This is a genomic window from Actinokineospora iranica (genome assembly GCF_900101685.1).
Classification (GTDB): Bacteria; Actinomycetota; Actinomycetes; order Mycobacteriales; family Pseudonocardiaceae; genus Actinokineospora; species Actinokineospora iranica.
Genome location: NZ_FMZZ01000001.1, coordinates 354,088 through 372,789 on the forward strand (window position 1 = coordinate 354,088; position 18,702 = coordinate 372,789).

Annotated in this window: 19 protein-coding genes and 1 pseudogene; 5 read left to right on the forward strand and 15 right to left on the reverse strand. The window is 70.2% G+C overall.

Annotated features, from left to right (window positions below; all coding sequences use genetic code 11):
* Window positions 1–11: 11 nt before the first annotated feature.
* The 4 genes from BLS56_RS01655 to infC all read right to left on the reverse strand — a co-directional run bounded on the left by BLS56_RS01655 (window position 12) and on the right by infC (window position 2,198).
* Entirely contained in the window at window positions 12–839 is an 828-nt protein-coding gene (locus BLS56_RS01655; protein WP_091448703.1) for a TrmH family RNA methyltransferase, read from the reverse strand.
* Entirely contained in the window at window positions 836–1,213 is a 378-nt protein-coding gene (rplT, locus tag BLS56_RS01660) for a 50S ribosomal protein L20 (protein WP_091447417.1), read from the reverse strand. The genes BLS56_RS01655 and rplT overlap by 4 nt, the downstream gene beginning before the upstream one ends.
* A gap of 69 nt (window positions 1,214–1,282) precedes the next feature.
* Window positions 1,283–1,477, reverse strand: coding sequence for a 50S ribosomal protein L35 (gene rpmI, locus BLS56_RS01665; RefSeq protein ID WP_091447419.1), 195 nt, complete (start codon window positions 1,475–1,477; stop codon window positions 1,283–1,285).
* A gap of 97 nt (window positions 1,478–1,574) precedes the next feature.
* Window positions 1,575–2,198: a translation initiation factor IF-3 gene (gene infC, locus BLS56_RS01670; protein WP_091447421.1), complete on the reverse strand. Its 624-nt coding sequence runs from the start codon at window positions 2,196–2,198 to the stop codon at window positions 1,575–1,577.
* Between the two features lie 273 nt (window positions 2,199–2,471).
* On the opposite strand from infC, the gene BLS56_RS01675 reads away from it, so the two are divergent.
* Both BLS56_RS01675 and BLS56_RS01680 read left to right on the forward strand, forming a co-directional pair.
* Window positions 2,472–2,846: a DUF1844 domain-containing protein gene (locus tag BLS56_RS01675; protein WP_091447423.1), complete on the forward strand. Its 375-nt coding sequence runs from the start codon at window positions 2,472–2,474 to the stop codon at window positions 2,844–2,846.
* A gap of 252 nt (window positions 2,847–3,098) precedes the next feature.
* Complete coding sequence (locus BLS56_RS01680) at window positions 3,099–3,344, forward strand: cupin domain-containing protein (RefSeq protein ID WP_228771275.1); 246 nt, start codon at window positions 3,099–3,101, stop codon at window positions 3,342–3,344.
* Between the two features lie 185 nt (window positions 3,345–3,529).
* Here the strand turns inward: BLS56_RS01680 and BLS56_RS01685 are convergent, their stop codons facing one another.
* The gene (locus BLS56_RS01685) at window positions 3,530–4,204 is read right to left on the reverse strand and encodes a response regulator (protein ID WP_091447425.1); all 675 of its coding nucleotides are present in this window, start codon (window positions 4,202–4,204) and stop codon (window positions 3,530–3,532) included.
* Entirely contained in the window at window positions 4,201–5,808 is a 1,608-nt protein-coding gene (locus tag BLS56_RS01690) for an ATP-binding protein (protein ID WP_091447427.1), read from the reverse strand. The genes BLS56_RS01685 and BLS56_RS01690 overlap by 4 nt, the downstream gene beginning before the upstream one ends.
* Before the next feature lie 126 nt (window positions 5,809–5,934).
* On the opposite strand from BLS56_RS01690, the gene BLS56_RS01695 reads away from it, so the two are divergent.
* On the forward strand, window positions 5,935–7,338 hold the full coding sequence (locus BLS56_RS01695) for a cation:dicarboxylate symporter family transporter (RefSeq protein ID WP_091447429.1): 1,404 nt from the start codon (window positions 5,935–5,937) through the stop codon (window positions 7,336–7,338).
* Window positions 7,339–7,522: 184 nt separating this feature from the next.
* On the opposite strand, the gene BLS56_RS01700 is transcribed toward BLS56_RS01695, so the two are convergent.
* From BLS56_RS01700 to uvrA, 3 genes are all read right to left on the reverse strand, one after another.
* Complete coding sequence (locus tag BLS56_RS01700) at window positions 7,523–9,814, reverse strand: YcaO-like family protein (RefSeq protein ID WP_091447432.1); 2,292 nt, start codon at window positions 9,812–9,814, stop codon at window positions 7,523–7,525.
* Complete coding sequence (locus tag BLS56_RS31160) at window positions 9,804–9,977, reverse strand: hypothetical protein (RefSeq protein ID WP_175482609.1); 174 nt, start codon at window positions 9,975–9,977, stop codon at window positions 9,804–9,806. Before BLS56_RS31160 ends, BLS56_RS01700 begins: the two co-directional genes overlap by 11 nt.
* A gap of 101 nt (window positions 9,978–10,078) precedes the next feature.
* A complete protein-coding gene (uvrA, locus tag BLS56_RS01705; protein WP_091447435.1) occupies window positions 10,079–12,931 on the reverse strand; it encodes an excinuclease ABC subunit UvrA in 2,853 nt (950 codons plus the stop codon).
* A 463-nt stretch (window positions 12,932–13,394) separates the two neighbouring features.
* Between uvrA and BLS56_RS31965 the strand changes: the two are divergent.
* A pseudogene (locus BLS56_RS31965) lies at window positions 13,395–14,075 on the forward strand (maleylpyruvate isomerase N-terminal domain-containing protein); the annotation flags it as partial.
* Here BLS56_RS31965 and BLS56_RS01715 read toward each other — a convergent pair.
* Window positions 14,042–15,316 (reverse strand): acyltransferase family protein, encoded by a 1,275-nt coding sequence (locus BLS56_RS01715; protein ID WP_091447439.1) that lies wholly within the window; start codon window positions 15,314–15,316, stop codon window positions 14,042–14,044. The pseudogene BLS56_RS31965 and the gene BLS56_RS01715 overlap by 34 nt on opposite strands.
* Window positions 15,317–15,457: 141 nt before the next feature.
* Here BLS56_RS01715 and BLS56_RS01720 point away from each other — a divergent pair, with 141 nt between their 5' ends.
* Window positions 15,458–16,132, forward strand: coding sequence for an MBL fold metallo-hydrolase (locus BLS56_RS01720; RefSeq protein WP_091447441.1), 675 nt, complete (start codon window positions 15,458–15,460; stop codon window positions 16,130–16,132).
* An 80-nt stretch (window positions 16,133–16,212) separates the two neighbouring features.
* On the opposite strand, the gene BLS56_RS01725 is transcribed toward BLS56_RS01720, so the two are convergent.
* The 5 genes from BLS56_RS01725 to BLS56_RS01745 form a co-directional block, all read right to left on the reverse strand.
* Window positions 16,213–16,413: a zinc-binding dehydrogenase gene (locus tag BLS56_RS01725; protein WP_091448705.1), complete on the reverse strand. Its 201-nt coding sequence runs from the start codon at window positions 16,411–16,413 to the stop codon at window positions 16,213–16,215.
* Window positions 16,414–16,464: 51 nt separating this feature from the next.
* A complete protein-coding gene (locus tag BLS56_RS01730; protein ID WP_091447443.1) occupies window positions 16,465–16,698 on the reverse strand; it encodes a helix-turn-helix transcriptional regulator in 234 nt (77 codons plus the stop codon).
* Window positions 16,692–16,886, reverse strand: a complete 195-nt coding sequence (locus BLS56_RS01735) for a hypothetical protein (protein ID WP_407640469.1) — start codon at window positions 16,884–16,886, stop codon at window positions 16,692–16,694. Before BLS56_RS01735 ends, BLS56_RS01730 begins: the two co-directional genes overlap by 7 nt.
* A gap of 127 nt (window positions 16,887–17,013) precedes the next feature.
* A complete protein-coding gene (locus BLS56_RS01740) occupies window positions 17,014–17,424 on the reverse strand; it encodes a VOC family protein (protein WP_091447449.1) in 411 nt (136 codons plus the stop codon).
* Between the two features lie 40 nt (window positions 17,425–17,464).
* Window positions 17,465–18,619, reverse strand: coding sequence for an HIRAN domain-containing protein (locus BLS56_RS01745; RefSeq protein ID WP_091447451.1), 1,155 nt, complete (start codon window positions 18,617–18,619; stop codon window positions 17,465–17,467).
* Window positions 18,620–18,702 lie beyond the last annotated feature (83 nt).

Consider the following 18,702-nt stretch of genomic DNA (forward strand, 5'->3'; position numbering starts at 1 on the left):
CGGCGCTGGGTTTATCGGCGCTGGGCCCGCGCGGAGGCGTAGAGGCACACGGCGGCGGCGGTGCCGAGGTTGAGGCTTTCCGCCGCGCCGTAGAGCGGGACCTTCAGCACGGCGTCCACAGCGGACAGGACGTCGTCGGCGAGGCCGTGGGCCTCGCTGCCGAACACCCATGCCGTCGGAGCCGCGAGTTCTCCCGCGTCCACCGCGTCATCGAGATCGGCCGTCGCGTGGCCGTCGGCGGCGACCAGCCGTAGACCGGCCCCCCGGCAAGCGGCGAACACTTCGGCGATGTCACGGGAACGCGCTATCGGAAGGTGGAAAACACTGCCGGTGGACGCACGCACGCATTTACCGTTGTGCGGGTCAACGGTGTCGCCCGCGAACAGCACGGCCCCGGCCCCGGCCGCGTCGGCGACCCGGGTGACGGTCCCCGCGTTGCCCGGGTCGGACACGCCGACCAGCACGGCCACCAGCCTCGGCGACCCGGCCAGAGACTCGGCCAGCGGCCGGTCCACCAGGTCGCACACCGCGACGATCCCCTGCGGTGTGATCGTCTCCGACAGGCCGGACGCGGCCTTGTCGGTGACCACGGAGATCGGCAGCCCGCGCTCGTCGGCGCGCACCATCAGGTCCTGGTTGCGGGCGGCGGCGGCCTCGGTCACGAACAGCTCGTGCACGCGCCCGTGCGCCAGCGCCTCGCGCACGGCCTGGGCGCCCTCGGCCAGAAACCGGCCCGCCTTCTCCCGGCCCGGGCGGCGGGTCAGGTGCCGAGCGGCAGCGACCCGGGGCGTCCGTTCGGTGAACGGCTCTGCCCCGGGTCGCTGGGAGCGCGTGCTCAGGAAGCGGCCTTGCCCTGGGTCCCCGCGTTCGTGCGGGCCAGGTCGACCAGCGCGGTGAACGCGGTCGGGTCGCTCACCGCGAGCTCGGCGAGGATCTTGCGGTCGACCTCGACACCGGCGACCCGCAGGCCCTCGATGAAGCGGTTGTAGCTCATGCCGTTCTGCCGGGCCGCGGCGTTGATCCGCTGGATCCACAGCTTGCGGAAGTCACCCTTGCGGGCACGACGGTCCCGGTAGGCGTAGTTGAGCGAGTGGAGCACCTGCTCCTTGGCCTTGCGGTACAACCGCGAGCGCTGGCCGCGGTAACCGCTGGCGAGCTCGAGAGTCGTGCGGCGCTTCTTTTGGGCGTTTACCGCCCGCTTGACGCGTGCCACGGGTCCGTCCTGTCGATCTAGTGGGCGCGGTGGATCGCCGCGCCCGGGTGGTCATCGGGTGGGGTGGCCTCAGCGGCCGAGAAGCCTGTTGAGGCGCGCGACGTCCGGCTTGGCCACCTCGGCGGTGCCCGAGAGCCTGCGGGTCAGCGACGTCGGCTTCTTCTCCAGCTTGTGGCGCAGACCCGCCTGCTGGCGGCGAAGCTTGCCCTTGCCGGTGACCCGGACGCGCTTCGAGGTCCCGGAGTGGGTCTTCATCTTCGGCATGTTCAATCCTCGTCTCGTGCCGCCCGGGGGCCACTGGCGCCCAAGGCGGCATTCGGGGGGGTGTTCTTCGACCGGGGACGTCCCGCCCCCGGTCCGGTCACTCCTCGGTGGAGCTCTCGCTCGGTTCGTCGGAGTTCGCGCTCGCCGCGGTCGCCTTCGGCTTCGGCTTCACGTTCTTGTGCGGCGCCAGGACCATGATCATGTTACGGCCGTCCTGCTTGGCGGACGACTCGACGAAGCCCAGCTCCTGCACGTCCTCGGCGAGCCGCTGCAGCAGTCGGAAGCCCAACTCGGGGCGGGACTGCTCGCGGCCGCGGAACATGATGGTGACCTTGACCTTGTTCCCGTGCTCGAGGAAGCGCACGACGTTGCGCTTCTTGGTCTCGTAGTCGTGGGAGTCGATCTTCGGCCGGAGCTTCTGCTCCTTGATGACGGTGAGCACCTGGTTGCGCCGGGACTCGCGGGCCTTCTGCGCGCTCTCGTACTTGAACTTGCCGAAGTCCATGAGCTTGCAAACCGGCGGGCGTGCCTGTGGTGCGACCTCGACGAGATCAAGATCCGCTTCCTGCGCGAGCCGGAGCGCGTCCTCGATGCGGACGATCCCGACCTGCTCGCCATTGGGTCCGACGAGTCGGACCTCCGGCACGCGGATGCGGTCGTTGATGCGTGTCTCCGTGCTGATGGGGCCTCCTTGGTCCGTATGCGATCCTCGTCTGCCCAGGCGGGCAGACGCGCCAAGCGAATGCGGTCACTCGCCTGACGTGCGCGGCACGTGAGGTCCCCAAAACTGCTTCGAGCCCCGCTGCCTGGTGGCAGACGGGGCCCGCTTCCGACCGATTGCCCGACGACAAGCGTCGAGACACCATGACCCCACGACAGCGAAGCCCTGGCAACCGGACCCGGCCGCCGTAAGGTGACTCGGGTGGGAGCGGGGGCTCCACTTTGCCGCCCCCGAGCTAACGGGGGCTGGTCGCACGTGCAAGGGTAGCAGACCGTGAACGAAGCTTCCGCTACGCCCGGGTCTGTTTCCGGTGACGACACTGACTTGAACAGCCGCGACCTCGCTGATATTCCCAGTGTGGAGGTGATCAGCCGGGCCGCGGTCATGCTCATGTCCGCCGCCGCCGAGCGCCTTGGGCTGGCTGATCCCGATCCGGACAGCAGCCCGCATCGGGACTTGGACGAGGCTCGGCGGCTGATCACCGCCTTGGCTGGGCTGGTGACGGCGTCGGTGGAGTACCTGGGGCCACATGCCGCGCCGATCCGGGATGGGTTGCAGTCGCTGCAGAAGGCGTTCCGGGAGTCGTCGGCGTTTCCGGATGAGCCTGGGCAGGGGCCTGGGGAGAAGTACACGGGGCCGGTGTTCTGAGACCGCTTGCCGCTCTGGTGGTCCGACTGCTCCGGGTTGGCTCGATGGGGTGGAGTGGTTTCCTCAGGGTGGTTTCGCTTGGGCGTGCTCTGGCGGGTGGGGTTTGACCACAGTGGACACGCGGGGTAGCGGGGCGTACCGAGCAGAACTGCCCTAGTCGGAGGCGCTGGCCGTTATTACCGTGCCTGTTCTGGTGTCAGCGCGGCTGAAGGGGGTCGCCGGATTTCCTCACAGTGGAAGCGAGTGCCACAGATGAGCGAGTTGCAGAGCAAGAACTTCACAGCACCTGATGAGGTCCGCCCGTTCCCCGACCACGGTCACGTGGACTTGGTGAATCTGGACAGTAGACCGGTGGGCCTCGGGACGTTCGAGGCGGGCTGGCGGTGGTCGAACGATGTGAAGCCGTTGGCGGGCACGGACAGCTGCCAGGTGGAGCACATCGGCTATGTGTTGTCCGGGCGGATGAAGGTGGTCATGGACGATGGCAGGGAAAGTTAGGTGGGGCCCGGTGACGCGGTCCACATTCCGCCCGGTCACGACGCGTGGACCCTTGGTGACGAGGATTGCACGATTATCGACTTCGGTGGTTTGAAGGGGTACGCCAAGCCGCCTGGTGAATAGGCAGTGGGCTGTCGCGCCCGCCGGGTGAGGGCCTGGCGGGCGCTGCCCATTGGACGTGGGGGTCAGCCTGCCCAGCGGTACCAGACCTCGGGCCTGCCCACGGCGCCGTATTGGGGGCGCCGGGCGGCCAAACCGGTGTCCGCCAGGTATTCCAGGTATCGGCGGGCGGTGACGCGGGAGACGCCTACCGCGTCGGCCGCGGCGCCGGAGGACAGGCCGCCGTCGGAGGTGCGGACGGCTTCGATGACGGCGTCCAGGGTTTGCCTGCTCATTCCCTTGGGGAGGGCCAGGTTCTCGGTGCTGCGGAGAGCGCCGAAGGCCTCGTCCACCTCCGCCTGGCCCGCCGCTTCGCCGTGGCCGCTGACGCGGGCGCGGAACTTGGCGTAGCCGTTGAGCTTGTCGCGCAGGGTGGCGAAGGTGAAGGGCTTGAGGAGGTACTGGACGACGCCCGCGGAGACGGCCGCGCGGACGATCGCCAGGTCTCTGGCCGAGGTCACCGTGATCACGTCCGCGGTGCGGCCCGCGGCGCGCAGGGCGCGGACGACGTCGAGGCCGTGGCCGTCGGGGAGGTACAGGTCCAGCAGCACCAGGTCGACGGTGGTCGCGTCGAGGAAGCGCAGCGCGTCGCGGCCGGAGTGGACCACACCCGCGACCCGGAAGCCGGGCACCCGTTCGACGTAGTGCCGGTGGGCGTCCGCCGCCACCGGGTTGTCCTCCACCACCAGGACACTGATCACCCGCGCTCCCCCATCCGCACCGGCAGCCGCACGGTGAACACCGCGCCGACATCGCGGCCGACATCGATCGTGCCACCTGCCCGCCGGACGGCTTGACCCACCAGGGCCAATCCGAGGCCCCGGCCCGCGCCGCCCTTGGTCGACCAGCCGCGGCGGAAGGCGTCGTCCAGGGCGGACGGCGGTATGCCGGGACCGGAATCGGCGACGCGCAGCACGAGTTCGCGGGGGCTGGTCTTCGCGGAGACCTCGACCAGGGGGCGGTGCGCCTCCGCGCCCTCGACGGCGGCGTCGACGGCGTTGTCGATCAGGTTGCCGAGGATGGTGACCAGGTCGCGCGGGGTCACCGGGCCCTCGTCGTTGAGGGCGTAGTCGGCGATCTCGGTGTCGGGGCTGACCAGCAACTCCACCCCGCGCTCGCTGGCGTCGGCCGCCTTGCCCAGCAGCAGCGCGGCCAGGATCGGCTCGGACACCGCGGCGACGACCTGGTCGGTGAGCCGCTGCGCGATGGCCAACTCGCCGGTGGCGAACTCGACGGCCTCGGTGGCGCGGCCGAGTTCGACCAGCGAGACCACGGTGTGCAGGCGGTTGGCCGCCTCGTGCGCCTGCGAGCGCAGCGACTCGGCGAAGCCGCGCACGGTGTCCAGCTCGCCGGTGAGCGCTTGCAGGTCGGTGCGGTCACGGACGGTCACCACTGTGCCCAGGACGCGGCCGTCGAACCGCACGGTGGATGAGTTGACGACCAGGACTCGGGTGTCGGTCAGGTGCAGCTCGTCGCGCATCTCTATGCCCGAGAGCAGCCGCTGGACCAGCCCGTCCGGCAGCCCGAGCTCGGTGACCGGACGACCCTCCGCGTCGGCGGGCAGGTCCAGCAGCGCCCGCACGCCGTCGTTGCAGAGGGTGACCCGGTGCTGGGAATCGACCAGCACCAGGCCCTCACGGACGGCGTGCAGGATCGACTCGTGGTACTCGATCATCCGGGTCAGCTGGGCCGGGGCGAGGCCGCCGGTCTGCCTGCGCAGCCGCCTGCTGACCAGGTAGGTCCCCAGCCCGCCGACCGCCAGCGCCAGGAGCGCGACGCCGATTAAAGGGATCACCCGCTCGGCCACCTGCTCGTTGATCGCCGATAACGTGATTCCCGCGCTGACCAGGGCCACCACTCGGCGCTCCACGTCGAACACCGGGACAACCGCGCGGACCGACGGCCCCAGGGTGCCTTCGTAGATCTCGGTGAACGCCTGGCCCGCCAGGGCCGCGTCGGTGTTGCCCAGGAACTTCTTGCCGATCATGGCGGAGTTCGGGTGGGTGTAGCGGAGGCCCTCCACGTCCATGATCGTGATGAAGTCGACGCCGGTGTCGGCCAGCACGGCGTGCGCGTAGGGCTGCAGCACGCCGCTGGGGTCCGGGCCGGTGACGGCCTCGACGACCGACGGCGAGTCCGCGATGGCCCTGGCCAGCGTCCGCACGGTGGCCGCGCTGGACTCCTCGGCCCGGTCCGCGACGTCGACCCAGACCAGGATCGCGCCGCCGGTCACCAGCACACCGACGATCACCACCTGGAGCACCAAGAGCTGGTGGGCCAAACTCCACTGTCTGCGACCGGTCATGCCGGTAAGTGTGACGGCCGACGCCCATGAACGTAATGAACGCAATCGTGACCGGGGCCACAGCGGTCCAGGAGACTCGGCGGCGATCCGGGATCGCGGTGTCGCGGTCCCCTCCCCGGAGGCCCAGTGTCGACTACCAAGTCCCCACGCCAGGATCGGACCCGCTACCTCTATCTCGCCGTCATCGTCGCGGTCGTCCTCGGCGTCGGCGTCGGCCTGCTCTTCCCCTCGGCAGGCTCGGCGCTCAAGCCGCTGGGCACGGGCTTCGTCGCCCTGATCAAGATGATGATCAGCCCGATCATCTTCTGCACGATCGTGCTCGGCGTCGGCGCGGTGGCCAAGGCCAAGGCCGTGGGCAAGGTCGGCGGCCTGGCACTGGGCTACTTCCTGGTCATGTCGACCATCGCCCTGGTCATCGGCTTGGTCGTGGGCAACCTCCTGCATCCCGGTGACGGCCTGCAGATCACCGAGGCGGCGCGCGCCAGCGGCGAGGAGCAGGCCGCGCAGGGCAGCGAGAGCACGATCGAGTTCGTCCTCGGCATCATCCCGACGACGCTCGTCTCGGCGTTCACCGAGGGTGAAGTCCTGCAGACGCTGCTGGTGGCGCTGCTGGTCGGCTTCGGGCTGCAGACCATGGGCCCCAAGGCCGAGCCGGTGCTGCGCGGCGTCGGGCACCTGCAGAGGCTTGTGTTCCGGGTGCTGGCGATGATCATGTGGGTGGCGCCGGTCGGCGCGTTCGGCGCGATCGCCGCCGTGGTCGGCGAGACCGGCGTGGCGGCGCTGCGCAGCCTCGCGGTGATCATGCTCGGCTTCTACGCGACCTGCGTGGTGTTCGTGGTCGCGGTGCTGGGGCTGCTGCTGTGGGCGGTGGCGCGGGTCAACCTGTTCGCCCTGCTGCGCTACCTGAGCCGGGAGTTCCTGCTGATCCTGTCGACCTCGTCCTCCGAGGTCGCGCTGCCCCGGCTCATCGCCAAGATGGAGCACTTGGGGGTGAGCCGGACCGTCGTCGGCATCACCGTCCCGACCGGATACTCGTTCAACCTCGACGGCACCGCGATCTACCTGACGATGGCGACGCTGTTCGTGGCGAACGCGACCGGCGCCCCGCTCTCCCTGGGCGAGCAGGTCTCGCTGCTGCTGTTCATGGTCATCGCCGCGAAGGGCGCCGCCGGGGTCACCGGCGCGGGCCTGGCCACCCTGGCGGGCGGCCTGCAGTCGCACCGGCCCGACCTGGTCGACGGCGTCGGGCTGATCGTGGGCATCGACCGGTTCATGTCCGAGGCGCGGGCGCTGACCAACTTCGCGGGCAACGCGGTGGCCACCGTGCTCATCGGCACCTGGACCAAGCAGTTCGACCGCGGCCGGGCGGGCTTGGTGCTCACCGGCCAAGCCCCGTTCGACGAGGCCACCCTGACCGACGACCACTCGCCCAGCCAGAACACCGCCCCGGTCCCCGGACCTGTCGCCATCCCCCGGCAGCGCAGGCTGCACGGGCAGCCGATCTCGGAAGACCAGCAACCGAAGACGTGACCCCCTATGCCGACGGCCGTGATGGTCGTTGAACCGGCTGAACCGCCCTTCCGATGCCCCCGGTCGGGCGGTTCAGTCGGTTATTGGGGGCCTTCCGGTTCCAGCTAGTTGTCCTGTGCTGTCGCCTTGCCGTGTTCGACCTGCGCGGTGACGGTGGCCTGGACTGCGAGTGAACGTCTTTTGATCACCAGACCGGATGGATCAGGGCCCGGGTGCGGACGCCGCGGCGGCGCAGCCGGGCGACCAGCGCGCGGTCGTTGCCGTGGCCGTAGCTGAGCGGCTGCAGGTCCGGGCTCACCGCACGGACCACCCGCAACGGGCCGGTCGCCACGTCCGCGCTGGTCACGTCGACCACGGCCACCCGGACCCCGGCCGCGCCGAGGGTGCCCGCCAGGTCGGTCAGGGAGGTGTCCAGGGCGGGCTCGCGCAGGTCGCGCAACCGCGAGGTGCCCCCGCAGCGCAGCCGGTCGAACGCGTCGACGCGCTCGACCGGGAAGTAGTAGGCGGCGTGGTCGAGCATCTCCCGCACGCCCTGGGGCCGCGCGGGGACCGGGTGCGCGCGCTCGCGCAGCAGGGCCGCCAGGTGCGGGGCGGTCTGGGCGAGTTCGAGCACGGCGGCGCGGATGGCCGCGCGCGGCGAGCGGTCGGCGCCGAGGCCGAGGGCGACGCCGGGCCAGCGCCTGCCGTCGCCGATGGCGAGCGCGACGGCGGTGGCGCCGTAGGTGGAGGTGGGCAGCAGGTACACCTCCACCGAGGGCCCTTGGGCTTGCAGCGCCTCGATCACCGCGTGGACGTCGTCGTCCAGGGTCTCGTCCAACTCCACGAACCGGCCGCGCTCCCCGGTGAGCCACGCGGCCATCATCGCGTCGCGCTCGACCAGTTCGAGGGTGGCCCGCACGGCGGCGGTGTCGATGTCGGCGCCCGCGGCGAGACCGTTGGAGGTGCCCTGGCAGATCACGTGCTCGGGGAGCACGGTCATGGCGAGGTAGGCGAACACGGCGGGCACCCAGACCGGGGTGTCGGTCCCGAGCCAGGCGCCCCGCACCCATGGGTGGTCCACCCGCCGGTCGAACGGCACGCACGGGAATCCCGCGGCGGCGTACTGCTCCGGCTCATAGAGGGCGAACTCGCGCGGGTCCAGGATCTCGCCGTCGAGGTCTGCGGGCCGGGCCCACGCCAACCGGTCCGAATCAGGCAGCGACGCCGAGTACCGCTCGATCGCCTCTCCCACCGCCGACCTGATCGCCGCGCTCCGGGTCATCCCCTTGCCCCACCCGATCGGCAGCGCCCGCGGCACCCCGTCGGCGTCGAGCAGGTGCGGCGACGCCGCGGTGGCGGTGTGCGGGCCGGACTCCCCCAGGGGCTGCCGTAGCTCGATCCAGGGGACGACACCGGTCACCGGGTCGACCCAGCCCGCGAGCGCCGCCAGCAGCGCCGCCGGGTCGTCGTCTTCTCCTTCCTCTGGCAACGCCACCGCGCTGTCACCGGTGGCGCCACCGCACACATCGCAGGCGGGCAACGGGATCACCCGGTGCCACACCGGCTCCGCCCCACCCACCTCGGCGACGTGGCCGATGAGGTCGCGGGCGTCCGCGCGCAGGATGTCCCGCACCAGGCCGACAATCTGGTCAAGCGCCCGCCCAGCCGCGCCGCCCCGCTCCGCCCCCGCGGTGTCCAGCACCGGCGAGCTTTCCGCCGAGGATTCCCGCGCCTGCGCACCCGCTGAGCCCCGCATGTCCTCCGGGCCCGAGTGGGGCATCCGCGCACTGGCGCCCGAAGCAGCGGCGGCGGGTTTGCCCGCGCCCCCGGCAACTGCCGCGTCGACCCGGGTTGTGTCCTCGGCGTCGTCCGGCGGCCGAGCCGGGTTCCGGGCGTTTTCCGGTGCCACCGAAGCCGCTTGCCGAGCACCGGACGCGGGGTCCGCGCCCCCTGGGGCCAGTCGCATTGTGTCGTCAGCGACCGTCACAGGCGCCTTGGCTGGTGAAACACCTGCCGCGATCACCGGGGCCAGCCGACGGGTGTCCTCGGCGCTCGGGTCGCTGGCCCGCGCGGGCGCGATCGCCGGTTTCAGGACGCCCGGGGCGGCCGTCACCCCCGTTCCGGACGAGCAGACGGGCGAGGTCGCCTTGCGGGCCGCGGCGGCGACTCTGCGGGCGCGGGCGCATTCCGCGCAGCCCGGTTCGCCGGGAATGGCAAGGGGTCCGACGAGGACGGTGTCAGGGGCGGTGTCAGGGGCGGTGTCATCGCCTGGGACGACGGTCAGGGCGCGCAGGTTGGCGGTGCGGGCCCAGCGGGCGAACTCCCGGCTCTCCCCCACCGCCACCGCCAGCCGGACGATCGGCGCGAGCGGACGACCGGGGCTTGCGAAGACTGCCACCTCGTCCCCGAACTCCTGCCGGAGCCGGTCGCGGACGAGGGCGGCCGTCTCCAGGCAGGCCGGCTCGGCCGCGCGGACCGGCGTCGAATCAAACCCCACGTGCCGAGCCGATCTTCTCGGCGGTCCGCTCGACCGGCCTGCCCCCGGCCCACACCTGGTTCACCCGGCCCCGCATGGCGTCGACACCGTGCCCACTGAGCCGCGCCGGGAGGGCACGGCGCGGCGGTGGCACCCGGGCGTCGAGTCGCCTGGGGTCGGGCATGTCGTCGTCCTCCTCGTCCCTGTGCGCGCCGGACCGCGCCTACGAGGTAGGAGCGAGTTTCGGGGGCCGGGATACACCCTGTCCAGAGGCGTTCGCCCTGGTTACATCACGTGCGCCAAGAACTCCCCGGTGTAGCTGCCCTCGGACTTCACCACGTCCTCCGGAGTGCCCTCGGCGACCACCATGCCGCCCCCGGAACCGCCTTCTGGGCCCATGTCGATGATCCAGTCCGCGGTCTTGATCACGTCGAGGTTGTGCTCGATGACGATGACCGTGTTGCCCTTGTCGACCAGGCCGTTGATGACGCCCAGGAGTTTGCGGATGTCCTCGAAGTGCAGGCCGGTGGTCGGCTCGTCGAGGATGTAGACCGTGCGGCCGGTCGAGCGCTTCTGCAACTCGCTCGCGAGCTTGACCCGCTGGGCCTCGCCGCCGGACAGGGTGGGCGCGGGCTGTCCGAGCCGGACGTAGCCGAGGCCGACGTCGACCAGCGTCTTGAGGTGCCGGTGGATCGCCTTGATCGGCTCGAAGAACTCGGCCGCCTCCTCGATGGGCATGTCCAGGACCTCGGCGATGGTCTTGCCCTTGTAGTGCACCTCCAGGGTCTCCCGGTTGTACCGGGCGCCCTTGCAGACCTCGCACGGGACGTAGACGTCCGGCAGGAAGTTCATCTCGATCTTGATGGTGCCGTCGCCCGCGCACGCCTCGCAGCGGCCGCCTTTGACGTTGAACGAGAACCGGCCCGGCAGGTAGCCGCGCACCTTCGCCTCGGTGGTCGACGCGAACAGTTTGCGCATGTGGTCGAACACGCCGGTGTAGGTGGCCGCGTTGGACCGGGGGGTGCGGCCGATCGGCGACTGGTCGACCTGGACGAGCTTGTCGACGTGTTCCAGGCCCTTGACCCGGGTGTGCCTGCCCGGGACCTGCCGGGCGCCGTTGAGCTTGTTCGCCAGGACGGTGGCCAGGATGTCGTTGACGAGGGTGGACTTGCCCGACCCGGACACCCCGGTCACCGCGACCAGCGCGCCGAGCGGGAACGCCACGTCGATGCCGCGCAGGTTGTGCTCCCGCGCGCCGACCACGGTGAGCTGCCGCTTCTTGTCGATGCCCCGGCGGACGGCGGGCATCGGGATCTCGCTGCGGCCCGCGAGGTAGGCGCCGGTCAGCGAGTCCTTGTTCTTGAGCAGTTCCTTGAACGTGCCGCTGTGCACGACCTTGCCGCCGTGCTCGCCCGCGCCCGGCCCGATGTCGACCACCCAGTCGGAGGCGCGGATCGTGTCCTCGTCGTGCTCGACCACGATCAGCGTGTTGCCCAGGTTGCGCAGCCGGGTCAGCGTCTCGATGAGCCGGTGGTTGTCGCGCTGGTGCAGGCCGATCGACGGCTCGTCCAGCACGTAGAGCACGCCGACGAGGCCGGAGCCGATCTGGGTGGCCAGCCGGATCCGCTGCGCCTCGCCGCCGGACAGGGTGGCGGACGCGCGGTCGAGCGAGAGGTAGTCCAGGCCCACGTCGAGCAGGAACCGCAGGCGCGCCTGGATCTCCTTGAGCACCGCGCCCGCGATCATCGCCTCGCGCTTGCCCAGGGTCAGGCCGTCGAGGAACGCCGAGCACTCCCCGATCGACATGGCCGACACCTCGGCGATCGACTTGTCGCCGTGCTCGGCGTGCTCGAGGGTCACCGCGAGGATCTCCGGCTTGAGCCTGCTGCCCCGGCACGCGGGGCACGGGACCTCCCGCATGTAGCCCTCGTACTTCTCGCGCATGTACTCGGAGTCGGTCTGCTCTTGGCGCCGCTCCAGGAACGGGATGACGCCCTCGTAGGCCGCGTAGTACGACCGCTCGCGTCCGTAGCGGTTCTTGTAGCGGACGTGCACCTGCTCGTTGACGCCGTGCAGCACCGCCTTCTGCGCCTTGGCGGGCAGCCTGCGCCACGGGGTGTCCATCCGGAATCCGAGAGCCTCGGACAGCGAGGTGAGCAGCCGGACGAAGTACTCGGCGGTCTGCCCGCCCGCCCACGGCGCGATCGCCCCGTCGGCGAGGGAAAGCTCGTCGTCCGGGACGACCAGTTCCGGGTCGACCTCCTTCTTCACGCCGATGCCGGTGCACTCGGGGCACGCGCCGTAGGGCGAGTTGAAGGAGAACGAGCGCGGCTCCAGGTCTTCCAGGCCGAGGGCGTGCCCCTTGGGGCAGGCCAGGTTCTCGGAGAAGCCGCGCACCCGGTGCGGGTCGTTCTCCGGCAGGTCCACGAAATCCAACTCCACCAGGCCGTCGGCCAGGCGCAGCGCGGTCTCCACCGAGTCGGTGAGGCGCTGCTTGGAGCTTGCCTTCACGGCAAGCCGGTCCACGATCACCGCGATGTGGTGCTTCTCCTGCTTCTTGAGCTTCGGCGGGTCGGCCAGCGAATAGGCGGTGCCGTCGACGAGGGCGCGCGAGTAGCCCTGGGTCTGCAGGCTCGCGAACAGGTCGACGTACTCGCCCTTGCGGCCGCGGATGACCGGCGCGAGGACCTGGAAGCGCACGCCGTTCTCCATGGCGAGCACCTGGTCGACAATCTGCTGCGGGGTCTGCTTGCTGATCGGCTCGCCGCAGGTGGGGCAGTGCGGCTTGCCCGCGCGCGCGTAAAGCAGGCGCAGGTAGTCGTAGACCTCGGTGATCGTGCCGACGGTCGAGCGCGGGTTGCGGCTGGTCGACTTCTGGTCGATCGAGACCGCGGGCGAGAGGCCCTCGATGAAGTCGACGTCGGGCTTGTCCATCTGGCCGAGGAACTGCCTGGCGTAGGCCGACAGCGACTCCACGTAGCGGCGCTGGCCCTCGGCGAAGATCGTGTCGAACGCGAGGCTGGACTTGCCCGACCCGGACAAGCCGGTGAACACGATCAGGCTGTCCCTGGGCAGGTCGATGTCGACCCCGCGCAGGTTGTGCTCCCGGGCGCCGCGAACGACGAGGCGGTCGGCCACTGAAGTCCCTTCGGTAGTGCTCTCTTGTGAAGTGCTACGGCTGAGGTCGCACCGCGACGAGGCTGTGCGGGTACTGCGGTGCGGCGGTACTGCTCGGTGGTGCCGCGTTCTGGGCGGTGCTGCGTTTTTGGGTAGTGCCGCTTTAATTGGTGCTGCTTTTGGGTGGTGCTGCTTTTGGTGGTGCCGCACTGCTGGGTGGTGCTGTGGTGATGCTGGTGGGTCGTGCTGGCCTGCCGGGCGTCGCGTCAGCCGAGCAGGGCGCGACAGCGGGGTGCCGGGTTGCTTGGCTGGGTGAGCGGCCACGGCGATGGCACCGCTCATGCTAGGACGGGCCACCGACAATTCTCGACGGGCCGGGAACGGCTATGCACCCGCGAAGCGGTACCCGCCAGTAACCAGAGAAGCCTACGCTGGGGACGGAGCACATCGCTGCCGTTCACTTCCCACGAGGCCGGGGGTCAGCATGAGTGGTTCGGGCACGGCCGCCAACGCGTCGGTAGGCCAGCCGACTCTGCCTGGTCAGCGCCGCTCCAGCGGCGCGGCGCGGGCCGCGACGGGACACCAGGCGGTGCGTGAGGCGTGGGTCGTGCTGCGCCAGCGGGTCGCCGGTCTCGGCGACGACGACTTCGCCGGGCCGAGCAAGCTGCCCGGCTGGACGCGCGGGCACGTGGTGAGCCACCTCGCGCGCAACGCCGACGCGCTCGTCAACCTCCTGACCTGGGCGCGGACCGGGATCGAGCACGCGGCGTACGCCAGTCGCGCCGACCGGGACGCCGACATCGAGGCGGGCGCGGACCGTCTTCCGCAGGTGATCCGAGAGGATCTTTACGCGGCCTGTGACCGTTTTCACACTGCGATCACACGTCTGGGCGACTCGGACTGGGACAACAAGATCATGCATCCGTCCGGCCGCTGGTTCCCCGCGGCCGAGGTGCCCGAGCTGGCGCTGTTCGAGGCGTGGAACCACATGGTCGACCTGGACGCGGGCGTCACCTTCGACGACGTGCCGGTCGCGCACCTCGACCGGCTACTCGACCTGGCCGTGCGGCCGCACCGGGCACGCACGGACGGCGAGTCGCTGCGCCTGGCCGCCAACTTGCCCGACGGGCGTCAGCGGACCTGGGAACTGGCGATCGCCACGCCCTCGAGTTCGCGGGAGCTGAGCGGGTCGTCCACGGCGGTCCTGGGCTGGCTGACCGGCCGGGGCGACGGCACGGACTTGGTGGGCACGCCGCCGGAGCTAGCCGCCTGGGGCTGAGCGGGCACCTGCGGCAACTCGCGGATCGCCTCCCGGGTCGCGGCGAGCGTGGCCAGCACGCGCCGCAACACGACAGGCCCGGACTCGGTGAGCCAGCGGTGCGCGGGCCGCTCCACCAGCCCGGTCATCGCCCAGCCGAGCAGCACGGCCATCGCGACGCACAGGACGAGCCTGCCCGAGGCCCCGACGCCCGCGTCGAGCAGGAACCGGGCGAGCACGAAACCGAGTTCCTGGTGGACCAGGTAGACCCCGAACGAGATCCCGCCCAGCCACCGGATCGGCCGGGCCAGCGAGCGCAGGCCGGGGAGGTTCCAATCCGGCCCGCCCGCCGCGGCCACGATGCCTGCCAGGATCACCCCGAACGCGATGGTCGACGGAGTGTCCACAAAGTACGAATGCGCGTCCTGGGCGACCAGCGCGGCGACGAGATAGGCCGCCAGGTGCTTGCCGGACAGGCGTTTGCTGGTCCACAGCCAGATCGCCACGCCCACTCCGAACAGCGCGACACGGTGCAGGGCGAGCCCGTCGAACACCGATTTCACCCATTGCTGCGCGTCGTCCTGGCGCCAGAGGAACCGGATCACCAGCGGCGTCAGCAGCAACGTCCACAGCAGAACCGGAATCCGGGCGCCGCGGACCCACCCCCTCGGCCACAGCAGCGCCGCGACCAGGAATGCCATGACCTGAACCGGAAGCGTCCAGTACGAGGCGTCGATCCAGTGGAACCGCGGCGACCACGCCTGGACCAGGGTCAGGTTCGCCAGCAAATCGGTGTGGGTGGGCAGGTACCAGCCGAAGGCGGGCGCGACGGCGCGCGAGACGCCGTAGGTGACCACCACCGCCACCAGGTAGGCGGGCAGCAGTCGGGCCAGCCTGCTCCACAGCCAGCGCCCCGTCCGTCCTCTTCGGATGGTCACGCAGATGAAGAAGGCGGAGATCACCAACAGGGTGCTCGCGCCGAACTGCAGCGAAAGCACGAACGGGTACGGCCCCAACTCGGCGTGGTTGATCGGCGACTGGTGGGTGATGTGCTGGATGACGACCGAATACACGGCCAGCACCCGGATCACGTCCCAGCTGATCTTGCGCGGGGACCGCTTCTGGTTCGCTGTCTCAGTGGTCTGCACGAGCTCACAGGTGTTGGGCGACAGGGGTCGTTTCAGGTCACACGTTTCAGGTCACACTCGGGTAACAGGGTAGGGCCTCACGGCGCGCCCCGCAGACCTGGGTGCGGACAAGCGGTGGCATGCAGACTACCGTCAGCGACCGTGGACCTTGTCGACTACTCCGGCCATGTCGAACCCGGCGGCCCGGCCGCCCGCCGCACCCTGGGCGCGCTGACGATCACCAAGGTGTCCGTCGGCCCCATGGACAACAACGCCTACCTGCTCACCTGCGCGGCCACCCGCGAAGCCCTGCTGATCGACGCGGCCAACGACCCGGAGCGGTTGTCCGACGTCATCGGCTACGGCCAAGACCGCCCCACCCTGCGCACCATCGTCACCACCCACCAGCACGGCGATCACTGGCAAGCCCTGGGCGCGGTCGCGGGCGCCTTCGGCGCGAACACCATCGCCCACCCCGCGGACGCGGCCCCCCTCCCGGTTCCCCCCGACCGCCTCGTCACCCACGGCGACACGATCGAAGTGGGCGAGGTCACGTGTGATGTCATCCACCTGCGCGGCCACACCCCCGGCTCCATCGCCCTCCTCTACCGCGACCCCGAAGGCGTCCCCCACCTGTTCACCGGCGACTCCCTGTTCCCCGGCGGTCCTGGACGGACAACAGGCCCGGAGGACTTCAACAGCCTGATGGACGACCTGGAGTCCCGGATCTTCGGCGAACTGCCGGACGACACCTGGTTCTACCCCGGCCACGGGGACGACTCGACTCTGGGCGCCGAGCGGCCGCATCTGGCCGAGTGGCGAGCGCGCGGCTGGTGAGCCGGGAACCTATTGACAGTCGATAGATAGCCGGCGACACGGGGCGGTTGTGTTCGGTGTGCTGGCCGCGCGGCGGCGGATCACACGGTGATGACGACCTTGCCTCGGGCTTGTCCGCTATGCACGTGGGCGATGGCTTCTGGGGCATCGGCCAGGGGGTAGGTGCGATCGAGGACGGGGGTGAGCCTGCCCGCGTCGATGTGTTCGGCGAGGGTTCGGAGGTCGGCGCCGAGTTCCCTGCAGACCAGGCCGCGCAGGTTCTGGCTCAGGTCTGTCGATATCCCTGAGTTCGAGGACTTCGGTTGAGCCGTAGGTGTCCTGCGCGATCGCCTTCACGGCGTTGCTCCTTCTTGGCGGGGATACTGGAACACGTCTTCCACGGCGACACCGAAGACGCGGGCTATCTGGAATGCCATTTCCAGGGACGGCGAATAACGGCCCTGTTCGATGGCGATCACGGTCTGCCGGGTGACCCCGACGCGCTCGGCCAATTCCGCCTGGGTCATCTGCCCCTGGGCGAATCGCAGAGCCCGAATGCTGTTGGTGACCTTGGTCGGTTTCACCACGACTGGAAGTCCCGGTGGTAGGCGAAGATCTTGGCCGCGGAGCCGAGGACCTGGAGCGCGATCGCCGCCCCGATCGCGCCGCCGACCGTCCACAGGAGCGCGGGCACGTACCTCACCTCGGTGAACGGCGCTCCGCCCACACTCCCCAGGACGATGGCGAGATAGGTCGCGTACGCGCCGACCGTCACCACCAGCATGATCCACGCGCGCTTCTCTTCGAACGCCCGACCGCTCCCGTGTCAAGCAAACTTGACACGGGCAAAAGCAAAGCATGTTTGACATGGTGTGAACATGCTTTACTCAGCGGGTCGGGGCTCAGGCTTGCGGCTGGCTGATGTTGACCATCCAGGGGACGCCGTAGCGGTCCACGCACATGCCGAACTCGTCGCCCCACATCTGCTTCTCCAGGGGGACCGAGACGGTGCCGCCGTCGGACAGCTTCTCCCAGTGCCCGCGCAACTCCTCGTCGTCGCCGCTGAGGCTGACGGTGATGGTGTCGCCGGGGTTGTGCGCCATCCCCTCGGGGACGTCGGCACCCATGATCGTGTATCCGCTGGGGGTTTCCAACATGCCGTGCATGATCTTGTCCGCGTCCGGGGAGTCTTGGGCGCCGAAGTCGCCGAAGGTGTTCAAGACCAGGTCGCCGCCGAAGACCTCCCGGTAGAACTCCATGGCCTGGCGGGCGGTTCCGTCGAAGCTGAGGTACGGGTTGAGACGTGAAGACATCGGATGCTCCATTCGTCGTGAGAAGACGAATCTTCGCAGATCAGCGGGGACCCGACAACGCAAAGCCGTCCACTGTGGTGGGCGCGCCACGGCACGAGAAGAAGTCGCCACACGGCGTCGTCAGCCGTGCCGGAGTTCCCGTTGGACCCGCTTGACGTAGGCGCGGAAGCTCTTCCGGCGGCGTGATGAACAACCGCGCCTCCACGGCGAGCGCGTTGCCGATGAGATGCACGTCGGCGTGGCAGGTGACGCCCGCCGCGGTGAGGGGGTCGACCAGGGGCAGCAGCTTGGCGGAGGTCTGCTTGCTCACCTCGCCGATCTCGCGGCCGTCGACTCGCACCGTGACCACCTCGCTGGTCGAGCGCGACCCGACACGCTCGGTCACGTGCAAACTGCCCACCACCAACGCCTTGCCTGGCAGATAGGCACCGCGCACCAACGGGACCAGCACGTCCAGGTGCTCCCCGAGCCGACTGAGTTTGAACGGCCTGCCCGGTGGCACCATCAGGTGCCGCGCCGACTCGTCGACGGTGTTGAGGGGGATCAGCAGAGCGGGTTCGGCCAGGTCAAGCGCCACGCTGGTGATGGTCTCGGCCTCGTCGCGCCGCCACCACACCCGCGCCCGGCACCACCCCACTCCCCCGATCCGGTCCAGCGCGACCCCGTACTCCGCCGCGTCGTCGCGCGGCAGGTAGCCGACCACCTGCCCCTCGACCGACACCCGGACCGCGCTCGGGTCGTACCGGTTCTCCGGCTCCCGCCGCACTTCGGCGACGAACTCGCGATCACCGGTGGGAGTCTGCCCGGCGAGCCCTTCCACCGCCCCCGCGTGGTGGGTCTCCCCCACCACTTCCTGGCTGAAGTACCCGCGCCCCCTCAGCGTCACCGACACGTCCGGCACCCGCGGCCGGGGCATCACGACATCCCCGCGCGCGGCGGCAAGCGCGGTGTGCAACCCGGCGAACGCTTCCCGCTGCCATCGGGTGAAGTCCAGCCGGTACCGCCGCCCATCCCGCGTCACCAGCTCCAACCGCCCGTTGCTGAGCGTCCCCGCGTCCCGGATCGCCAGCGTCAGCAAGTCGTCGGGGACGAGAACCACCCGGTCGGCGCCGAGGGCAAGCCTCCCCACCGCGTTGGTGGATTGGACGACCAACCGCTCACCGTCGAAGTCGACGAAAATACCGATTCCCTCCACGGCCGCTCCTCGTGATCGGGGCACCACCCACGGTACCTCCCACCCTGGTTGAGTCGCTTTCCTTGAGGCTGGCTGTTACACGG